This window comes from Vampirovibrio sp. (assembly GCF_041737375.1).
GTDB lineage: Bacteria > Cyanobacteriota > Vampirovibrionia > Vampirovibrionales > Vampirovibrionaceae > Vampirovibrio.
Genome location: NZ_JBGSRV010000018.1, coordinates 272,325 through 281,588, shown reverse-complemented (window position 1 = coordinate 281,588; position 9,264 = coordinate 272,325). Strand labels below are relative to the sequence as shown.

Below are 9,264 nucleotides of genomic sequence, written 5' to 3'. Positions count from 1 at the left end.
GCTGGATTTATGGAACCTGGAGGGGAAACGCCTGATTCAAAGCCCGCCGGTGGTTTCTCCTGATAAAAGCGCTTTTATTTATACCGAAGTGTTGTTTATGCCCGATGATCGTCAAACCATCGCCAAGCTTTACTGGGTGCCGGTGAAGCCTTTGCCCCAACCCCCACTGGAACGCTTGCCCAGCGAAGAAGCACAGAACCCCCCGCCGCCGCCCGTTGATTATGGGGTGTACGCCGCCCGCTTTGATCCCCGAAAAACCACCGGTATCCGCAAAGCGATAGCCAATGCGGGCTTTAACAAGGTCAGTCGCTTCAGTTTTCGTACCCTTACCATTACTGATTGGTCGGCCAGTGGCAAAAGGGTTCTGTTTAAAGAGCGCAGCGGTATTTTGCACCTGGGTTTGCGCACCACCAATATTCTGGTTTACGATCAAGCCCAAGGCACGGTGACCATTTACCCGGAAATTCAGCGGATTATCAAACACTACTGGACTCAAAAAGCCAACCTGCCCCACATGGACCAGCTGGCCTGGGATATTCAGCCCCTGGGCTGGGAGCCAAACAGCGATGCGGTGGTGTTGTTGAAGGCATGGGTTTACGATCGGCAGGAAAAAAAGTTTTTGGGCCTCTGGCAATACAACGTTGAGGAAGAACGGGCCCAACTGGTTTCTTTGGCCGATGAATCCCCGGCGGTGGCCGCCAATGGATGGTTGCCACTCCCGGTTCCGCCGCCCCCGGAAATGGATGGGAAGATTCCATTGAAGGAGCGCCTGCGTCATCCTTTCAGTTATGATAAGGCTCAGCCCGCCAGCCCCCGGAAATAAGGGGATGGTATGGCGCCCGTTTAGTTTCTTCGGTTGGCCCCTGCTGCCTTCCGGTTGTGCAATGAAAAGGAAGGTTTGCCATGAGTGGTGGTTCCCGTTACGTTTACGGCAAAAACAGTGTGAAGGCTTTGCTGGACGCCAGCCCGGACAAGGTCTTTAAAATCTTTCTGGCCGAAGGTTTAAAGCCCGACAAGCGGGTGCAATCCATTCATGAAATGGCTCGGGACGCCAAGATTCCGGTGCAGGTGGTGCCTCGTCAAAAACTGGATCAGATGCTCCGCAGTCAGGAAAGCGCGGAAGCCGCCGCAAGGCCCGAGGGTCATGTTTCCGATGAGGAGGAATCCATTACCCATCAAGGGGTGGTGGCTTCGGTGGCCCCGAAAACCCTGCTGAATTTGCCCGCCTTGCTCAAACTTTGCCAGAGCCGCAAAGAACAAGGCCAGCATCCCCGCTTGTTGATGCTGGATGGGGTGACTGATCCCCGTAATTTTGGGGCCATTTTGCGGGTAGCCGATGCGGCGGGTATTGACGGGGTGATTATTCCCAAGCAGCATAGCGCCGGGTTTGGCCCTGCGGTTACCAAAACGGCTTCCGGGGCGGAAGAGATCGTTAATATTGCGGTGGTGTCCAATTTAAATCAGGCCATTCAGCAGGCCAAAGACGCCGGATTTTGGGTGGCCGGGGCGGCCAATGATACCGGGGCGGTGGATTACCATCGTCAGGATTACCAGATGCCGGTACTGCTGATTATGGGCAGCGAGGGCAAAGGGCTTGCCTCGCTGGTGAAGAAAAACTGTGATTTTCTGGTGAAAATCCCCATGCATGGCACCGTTGATTCTTTGAACGTGGCCACCGCCACTGCCGTGTTGCTGTTTGAAATGGTCAAGCGCTAACCCCCTCTTTTTTACCAGAAATTAACAGGACGCTGGATAACTGCGGGTTTGCTTGCGGTTGATTTTGGCCTGTTTGGTTGCGGGGTATTTTTAAGATTTTGTAACAACATTTGTTAAAAGAGATCAATTTTATATCTTAAGTATTTTTTATTTAAGTGTAAGGGACATCTCCTCCATCTTTTCTCTCTGCCTTTACGGATTCATAATTCGTCATGGTTTCATTCTTCATTCTCTCATCAGTCAGCATTCTGCTCATCATAAGGAACTGGATCGCCATGTCTATCCAATCCACCACCCGCTTTAATCCGCTCATTACCCAGCCCGGTTTTGCCAATCCCACCATTGATTCCGGCACTCAGGCCGGTGGGGTTTTTAATGGTCGGGGTAACGATTTTCTGGATCCCAGAGATATCCTGAGTTCGGTCAATGGATTTTCCCAGAGCATCACCCCCACCAGTGGAACCCTGAATAATGGTTTTTCCTCCAGTTTTGGCGGCAATTTTCTGACCCCATCGGCCAGTCTTAATCAGGATTTGGCTAACTTTAACCCGCTGATTTGGACCGATCCCAGCGCGACGAATGTATTGATAGGCACCATGGATGCCACCAACAAGATTTTTGGCGGTAATGGCCTGTTTCAGCCCAATTTGGTGCCACCGTTATTTCCGGCCATTACCCGATCTCAGCCGCCTTTTAACAATTTTGTAACCCCGGTTCTTCAGCAGGCCCAGCTTTTTCCCCAAACGTTCCTGAGCGGTTCCCCCTTGTTTCAGCCGGTGAGTGGTGTGAGCAACACCTCTCAAAACGGATTCATTCGCTTGCAACTGCAAGGTCAGCTTCAATTGCTGCAACAGGATATTAACGCTCTGGAAACCCAGCGGGCTCGGGTGCTGCAACTGGATCAAACTGGCGATGAGGACAAAAATCGCGTTCAAGAGCAGGCTGTCACCTTGCAGACTCAAATCAATCAGAAAAAAGCACAGTTACAAAGTACTCAGCAGGCCATTCTGCAATTGCAGGCCCAGCCTCAGCAAAACACGGTGGTGGTTGCCTCTAACGGTTTTTCTACCAATGGTTTGAATAACGGACAGCCTTTCGCCGTTTCCGGTACTGCGGTGGTGTTTCCTTTTCAAAGCCAGGTGGCCTTGATGGGGCAGTTATTTAATCAGCAGCAGGGTGCTGTTTCGGCACCCAGCGGCGGTATCGTCAGCGGTCAGATCAACGGCGTGGCTGTCAACCAGCTGACTTCGGCCAACGGGGTACCAGCCTGGATTGCCTGAATAACTTTTAAACAACGTAAACACCAAGTTTAAATGTTGACCGGATAGAGAAGCCTTTTAATCCCAACCTGAATGATGAAATCTAAATAGATAGAATGATGAGATATAGGCGGTTTGCAAAAAACCGCCTTTTTTTTGCCGAAAAATGATCGAGAGGCGGGAATTGAATGCGTAACGGCGTGTTTCCCCTAAAATACCAGTATGCTTTCCCATCAACCTGAAAAAATAAAGACGGGCCGAAATTCGGGCGCCCCCTTAAACACCCGCTCTATTCTGGATGCGGCGGAAGACGGGCGGGTGCTTTCCGTGCCAGAGGCCATTCACCTGCTGGGGATCACTCAGGAGGAAGAATTGAGCCGGTTGCGCCAGGTGGCAGAAACGCTGAAAATTCGCCACAGCGGAGAATCGATTGGCTATGAAACTGGCACTTCCCTGTTTTTGACCAATTTGTGCGAAATGGCCCCGACCCTTTACCCGTATCCCAAACAATCGGGAGACGCAGGGGCCTATACCTTGACCATTGATCAGATTGACGCCGCTTTGGAGTTGGCTCAGTCTCGAAAGGTAGACCATTTGACCCTGAGCGGCGGCGGGTTTCATTCCCTGCTTTGTTTGCCGGGGCTGGAAGCGGCGACGGCCTTAAAAACCTATGTAAAGCTGATGAATCATATTCGGGAAAAGATGCCGGGCATTCGGCTGCAAGGGTTTTCTCCCGATGAAATTGAGTTTCTCTGTATTTTGAGCAACCGAAACGAACCCTATATTCTGGAATTGCTGATGGATTACGGCTTGCAGGTTTTGGGCGGCTTTGGGGCCGAAATTCTGGTGGATCGGGTCCGCGCCCAGATTTCGCCTAAAAAGGCCACGGTAAAGCGTTGGCTTGAAATTGTGAGCGCCGCGCACCAGTTGCGCTTGCCGGTGATTGCCCGCATGGAGGCTGGTCCCACCGAAACACTGGCCCAGCGGGTTCAGCATCTGGTGGTTTTGCGAGACTTTCAACAAAAACACCCCCATGCTTTTCAGCAGCTGGTGCCCCAAATGTGGCCTCAAACCAGCGCTCACTTTCGGGGGGCGGAGGCGGATGTTCGGCTCACCCATCACCGGCATCGGCTTAAATTGATGGCGGTAACCCGTTTGTTTTTGGGAGAGTTGATTCCGGTGCAACAGGTGGGCTGGCTGCCAGATCAGGTGGCAGAAGCTCAAGAGGGCCTGCACTGGGGGGGCAGTCATGGGGGCGGAACTGATGCGTTGTCCTACATTCAGTTTTTGAGTGATGATCACGGGCAGGGCAAAGACATGCTGGCCTCCGAGCTGGAAGGTTTGATTCAGGAAGCCGGGAAAAAGCCTCAACGCTTTTTGGCCGTGCGTTGATGGCGAATTTGAGTATGAAAACGCCTTGTTTTACAAAGCATGAATAAAACTGGTTTCCGCCTTTGAAAACAGTTACACTGGGCAAGCTAGAGTTTGCAAGGGAGAGACGGGCCATGCCATCCAAAAAAATAACGGGTGCAGGCAAACAAAACATTGTGAGCGGCCAGTCTGAATCGGCCTTTGCCCGCAAGAAGGCGGAACCTGCCGAGTCACCTCAGTCGTTTCAAAGTGATTTGGCGCTGGATATTATTGGCGAGCTGTACCCGTTGTTGCTGGAAAATTGCACGGATGCGGATGATGAAATTGATACCCAGGCTGTATTTGAAGTGCTGGCCGGGTTGATTGGACTGTTTACCGCCGATTATCACCAAAATTATGGTTCCGATAAGGCTTCAGCCGCCTTTCAGGATCTGGTGTCTCTGGCGCTGGCCACTTACCAGCAACGCTTGAGCGATAGCGAAGCGCAAGCTTAAAAGCGATGCGCTAGCTTAAAAAAGAAAAAACCCTTCACACAGGGTGAAGGGCAGAGTGGTAAAGCGTGGAAAGTACGTTTGAGCTATCAGGTGTAAAACTTTTTCGATACTCAATAGAATACGGGTTTTAACCGGCTCTCACCATTGCCCGAAAGTCCACATCTCAAGCCCTCGGGTGTGATAGACCATGGCGGGATAACCATTCTGCCAATGGGTGAGTTTAAAACCGAATCCGGTCGGTTGACCCCAAAAAATGGACAGAAAAAACCCTTCACATTGTGAAGGGTATGAGTGGTAAAGCGTGGAAAGTACGTTTGAGCTATCAATGAAAATTTGTGTTTGATGTAAGCATATTAAACGCTGGTCAAGGTGGAACCTATTGCCCGGTTGTCTATAGTTGAGGCTAGGACAGGACAGGGTATGGCGTTTTAAAAAAGAAAAAGCCCTTTACGGATAAACCGTAAAGGGTTACGAGTGGTAAAGCGTGGAAAGTACGTTTGAGCTATAGGATTTAAACTTGTTTCAGTGGAAATATAATATGTTTTTTAAACGATTTGTCATATTACCCGTAGGAGCACATTTTCCAGTCGAGGTTGATTAGTCGAATGGGCAGTATGGAAAGCTCAGGAAGTGCTCTGTGCTTCTAAGTGGTTTGGGGTACACTGTAAAGCGTTAATGGGCGCTTCCGTCCAACAAAGTCAGTTCAATTGCTTCAGATGAGAGAATGGAACTGAATTGAGATGGATTGAAGTGAATTCAAATCGCAGTGAATTCCAATTGAAATGAATTAAAAGAGGACACATGCCATGTTTACGGTTCGGGTTCCCGCTACCATCGCTAACCTGGGGCCGGGTTTTGATAGTTTTGGCATGGCCGTTTGTCTGTATAACCGGTTTTCCTTTCAGCATGCGGCGCAAGATGCCTTAATTATTTCCAGCGACAGCAGCGCGGATACGGCTTCCCTGCAACAGGAATCGTCTCAAGCCTCGGCGGGAAGCGGGTTGTTGTTCAGGGCCATGGATGTCCTGTATGCCAAAGCCAATCAGCCCCGTCCTGCTTTTCAAGTCACTGTTCAGGCGGATATTCCCGTGGCCAGAGGGCTGGGCAGTAGCTCCACCGCAGTGGTGGCGGGCCTGGTGGCCGCCAATCAAATCCTGAAGGAACCCTTTCAATCCCTCACTCTGTTGGAAATGGCCGTGGCCATGGAAGGCCACCCGGACAACGTGGCTCCGGCCTTGCTGGGCGGGGTGGTGCTGTATGATGATCGTCCTTACCCGTTGCCTTGGCCGGATGAGTGGCGGGTGATGACCGTAAGCCCCGATTATCCGGTGATGACGGAAGCGGCCAGACGCATTCTCCCGGCATCGGTTTCCATGGAAGACAGTATTTTTAACCTGCGTAAAGCCAGCACCCTCACTTACGCTTTGTTACGGGAAGATCCCGACGCCTTGCGGGCCAGCTTGCACGATCGGTTGCATCAACCCTATCGCCGAAAGTTAATTGCCGAATATGAGGCCATTGAGCGTTTGGTGATGGATGATGGGGCTTTTGGCATGATTATTAGCGGCTCTGGTTCTACCATGGCCATTTTTTATCCCACTGTGCTGCATGCCTTTTTGCTGGAAAAACTGGAGCATTTGGTGCGGGCCAAGGGGTGGTCGGTGGAAATTAATGATGTCAGCGTGGATACCGAAGGCGCTCAGCTGCTTTACAGCGAACCGCTTTAAAAAAACGTTGGGCGGGAGCAGCAGCGGTTTAAAACACGCTAGGGTTAGCGCCATTCAAAAACTTACCCAAGTTTAACCCGAATACTCAGGCTGAATGGGTAGCTCTTCCGGCGATTTTTTAAACCCCAAAAAAGGCGGCCACCTGATCCGGGTCGGCAGGCAATTGGGCCCGCTCCGGGGTGCCGTATTGAATGGCGGAATCGGGATCTTTCAGGCCGTTGCCGGTCAACACGCACACAATGGTGCTGTTTTCTTTGATCTGATTGAGCTGGGCGGCTTTAAACAAGCCCGCCACGCTGGCCGCACTGGAAGGCTCGCACAAAATGCCTTCTTTTCCGGCTAAAAACTGATAAGCCTCTACAATTTGGGGGTCAGACACGCAGTCAATCCGCCCGCCCGATTCATCCCGAGCGCTTTCCGCCGGTTTCCAGCTGGCCGGATTTCCAATGCGGATGGCGGTCGCCAGCGTTTCGGGTTTTTCCACTTTGTGTCCCAATACCAGAGGGGCAGCCCCTTCGGCCTGATAACCGCACATGCGGGGCAGTTTCTGGGTAATGCCCTGCTTGGCGTATTCCTGAAAGCCCATCCAGTAGGCGGTAATGTTTCCGGCGTTACCCACCGGAATATAGAGATCATCGGGGGCTTCGCCCAGTACGTCGCACACCTCAAAAGCCCCCGTTTTTTGGCCTTGCAGGCGATAGGGGTTAATGGAATTGACCACGCAAACCTTGCCGGTTTCTCCCAAGGCCCGCACAATATCCAGCGCCTGATCGAAGTTGCCGTCAATTTCCACAATGGAGGCGCCATACATAATGGCCTGTGATAATTTGCCCAGCGCCACTTTGCCGCCCGGTAAAATAATCAGGGTTTTGAGTCCGGCCCGTGCGCCGTAAGCGGCGGCCGCCGCACTGGTATTGCCCGTGCTGGCGCAAATAATATGGGTATGCCCATCGGCCACCGCTCTGGAAACCGCGTAAGTCATGCCCCGATCTTTAAAGCTGCCCGTGGGATTTAGCCCTTCAAACTTTAAAAACACCTGGAGGCCGGATTGTCCTGACAAACGGCTGACTTCCGCCGCAATTTTAGGGGCGGGAATCAAGGGGGTGTTCCCCTCGTTCAGGCTGACAATTGGAAAGTCGGACGGGAAATCATAAAAGCGGCGATAGCGCTCTAAAATACCGGGCATTACAAAACCCTCAGCAGGCAACCGATATCACGGGTGCTGTCTTGTTGACGAATGGTTTCCAAGGCTTGATTCATCTGTTTTTCGCTGACCGCTTGGGTAAGCAGTACAATGGCCGCCGTGCCATCGGGGTTAATGCCCTTTTGCATTACCGCCTCCAAGGAGACGCCCGCATCCCCGCAAGCATTTCCCAAATGGCCCATCACTTTGGGTTTGTCCTTGGTGTTCAGTCGTAAGTAATATTTGTTTTGGGTGTCGGCCACTGGCAACAGGTTGGCCGGGGTGGCCAGATCGATAATCATGGAAGGAATCGGCTCATTGCCTTTCAGCAAGCCGGTGGCAATGGCTAAAATGTCGGCGGCCACGGCGCTGGCGGTAGGCATTTCTCCGGCGCCCCGGCCATAAAACATCACGTCGCCCACTGCGTCGCCTTTTACAAAAATGGCGTTAAATTCATTTTGCACGTTGGACAGCGGGTGATCGTTGGGAATTAGCATGGGGTGAACCCGAATGTCCAGTCGGCCATCTTCCCCCATTTTGGCCAGGCCGATTAGTTTGATCACATAGCCCAGTTCCCTTGCATGTTCAATATCCTCAGCGGTAATGCGGGTAATGCCTTCCCGGTAAATGGCCAGAGGATCTACCACTTGCTTGAAAGCAATCAGGGATAGCACCGCGATTTTGTAGCAGACATCAAAGCCTTCCACGTCATTGGTGGGGTCGGCTTCCGCAAAGCCTTTGGCCTGGGCTTCGGCCAGCGCCTGATCAAAGCTCCAGCCCTCCTGGGTCATCTTGGTTAAAATATAGTTGGTGGTGCCGTTTAAAATACCGGCCACTTCCTGAATGCGATTGGCTCCTAAAGACAGCTTGAGCGGCATAATAATGGGAATACCCCCTGCCACAGCGCCTTCAAACAAAATGCGAACATTTTTCTGGCGGGCCAGATCAAACAGTTCCGGGCCGTGTTTGGCAATCAGTTCCTTGTTGGCGGTAACCACGTGCTTGCCGTTGTTCAGCGCTTCTATTACCAGTTCTCTGGCCAGTTCCGCCCCGCCCATCAGCTCAACAACCACCTGAGTTTCAGGATCACGCACCACCGCATAAGGATCCTGAGACAGCACGTCCAGATCTAAATCATCAATGTTGCGGGTTTTGCTGGCATCTTTAACCGCGATTTTCTGAAAAAAGATTTCGGGCTGATCCCGAAAAATTTTAAATACCCCGGAGCCAACGGTGCCTAGCCCAATCATGCCAATCACCACTTTTTGATCTTGCTGATTTTGAGCATTGAGAGTGGCGGATGTCGATACCGCCTGACGGGCAGGGGAGGGCATGCGGTGGGCTCCTTCAGGGCTTGATGACGGACTGGGGAATATTGCTTGTTTTGAAGCTAACCTATCCTACCACAGAGGCCCCCCTGAATCAGCCTAGCCCTTCAACAGGGCCCAACCGCACGGACCCAAACCGAACGCAGCCCGACATACCATGACCGGGCGTGATGGGGGCCTTTTTTG

Annotated in this window: 8 protein-coding genes; 6 read left to right on the top strand and 2 right to left on the bottom strand. The window is 52.0% G+C overall.

The window, feature by feature from the left end; all coding sequences use genetic code 11:
* From ACEW81_RS12720 to thrB, 6 genes are all read left to right on the top strand, one after another.
* Positions 1 to 823, top strand: an 823-nt coding sequence (locus ACEW81_RS12720) for a hypothetical protein (protein ID WP_373533366.1), incomplete at its 5' end; no start/stop codon positions are given.
* An 80-nt stretch (positions 824 to 903) separates the two neighbouring features.
* Complete coding sequence (gene rlmB, locus ACEW81_RS12715; protein WP_373533365.1) at positions 904 to 1,716, top strand: 23S rRNA (guanosine(2251)-2'-O)-methyltransferase RlmB; 813 nt, start codon at positions 904 to 906, stop codon at positions 1,714 to 1,716.
* A gap of 275 nt (positions 1,717 to 1,991) precedes the next feature.
* Positions 1,992 to 2,996, top strand: coding sequence for a hypothetical protein (locus ACEW81_RS12710; RefSeq protein ID WP_373533364.1), 1,005 nt, complete (start codon positions 1,992 to 1,994; stop codon positions 2,994 to 2,996).
* 201 nt (positions 2,997 to 3,197) lie between these two features.
* Complete coding sequence (locus ACEW81_RS12705) at positions 3,198 to 4,367, top strand: radical SAM protein (protein WP_373533363.1); 1,170 nt, start codon at positions 3,198 to 3,200, stop codon at positions 4,365 to 4,367.
* Between the two features lie 113 nt (positions 4,368 to 4,480).
* A complete protein-coding gene (locus ACEW81_RS12700) occupies positions 4,481 to 4,840 on the top strand; it encodes a hypothetical protein (RefSeq protein WP_373533362.1) in 360 nt (119 codons plus the stop codon).
* An 806-nt stretch (positions 4,841 to 5,646) separates the two neighbouring features.
* Positions 5,647 to 6,567, top strand: a complete 921-nt coding sequence (gene thrB, locus ACEW81_RS12695) for a homoserine kinase (protein ID WP_373533361.1) — start codon at positions 5,647 to 5,649, stop codon at positions 6,565 to 6,567.
* A gap of 118 nt (positions 6,568 to 6,685) precedes the next feature.
* On the opposite strand, the gene thrC is transcribed toward thrB, so the two are convergent.
* Positions 6,686 to 7,753: a threonine synthase gene (gene thrC, locus ACEW81_RS12690; RefSeq protein ID WP_373533360.1), complete on the bottom strand. Its 1,068-nt coding sequence runs from the start codon at positions 7,751 to 7,753 to the stop codon at positions 6,686 to 6,688.
* Positions 7,753 to 9,084, bottom strand: coding sequence for a homoserine dehydrogenase (locus ACEW81_RS12685; RefSeq protein WP_373533359.1), 1,332 nt, complete (start codon positions 9,082 to 9,084; stop codon positions 7,753 to 7,755). The genes thrC and ACEW81_RS12685 overlap by 1 nt, the downstream gene beginning before the upstream one ends.
* Positions 9,085 to 9,264 lie beyond the last annotated feature (180 nt).

Excerpts from the sequence above, each read along its gene's own strand:
- ACEW81_RS12685 (WP_373533359.1), bottom strand. The coding sequence starts at position 9,084 with ATGCCCTCCCCTGCCCGTCAGGCGGTATCGACATCCGCCACTCTCAAT.
- ACEW81_RS12700 (WP_373533362.1), top strand. The coding sequence starts at position 4,481 with ATGCCATCCAAAAAAATAACGGGTGCAGGCAAACAAAACATTGTGAGC.
- ACEW81_RS12710 (WP_373533364.1), top strand. The coding sequence starts at position 1,992 with ATGTCTATCCAATCCACCACCCGCTTTAATCCGCTCATTACCCAGCCC.
- thrB (WP_373533361.1), top strand. The coding sequence starts at position 5,647 with ATGTTTACGGTTCGGGTTCCCGCTACCATCGCTAACCTGGGGCCGGGT.
- rlmB (WP_373533365.1), top strand. The coding sequence starts at position 904 with ATGAGTGGTGGTTCCCGTTACGTTTACGGCAAAAACAGTGTGAAGGCT.
- thrC (WP_373533360.1), bottom strand. The coding sequence starts at position 7,753 with ATGCCCGGTATTTTAGAGCGCTATCGCCGCTTTTATGATTTCCCGTCC.
- ACEW81_RS12705 (WP_373533363.1), top strand. The coding sequence starts at position 3,198 with ATGCTTTCCCATCAACCTGAAAAAATAAAGACGGGCCGAAATTCGGGC.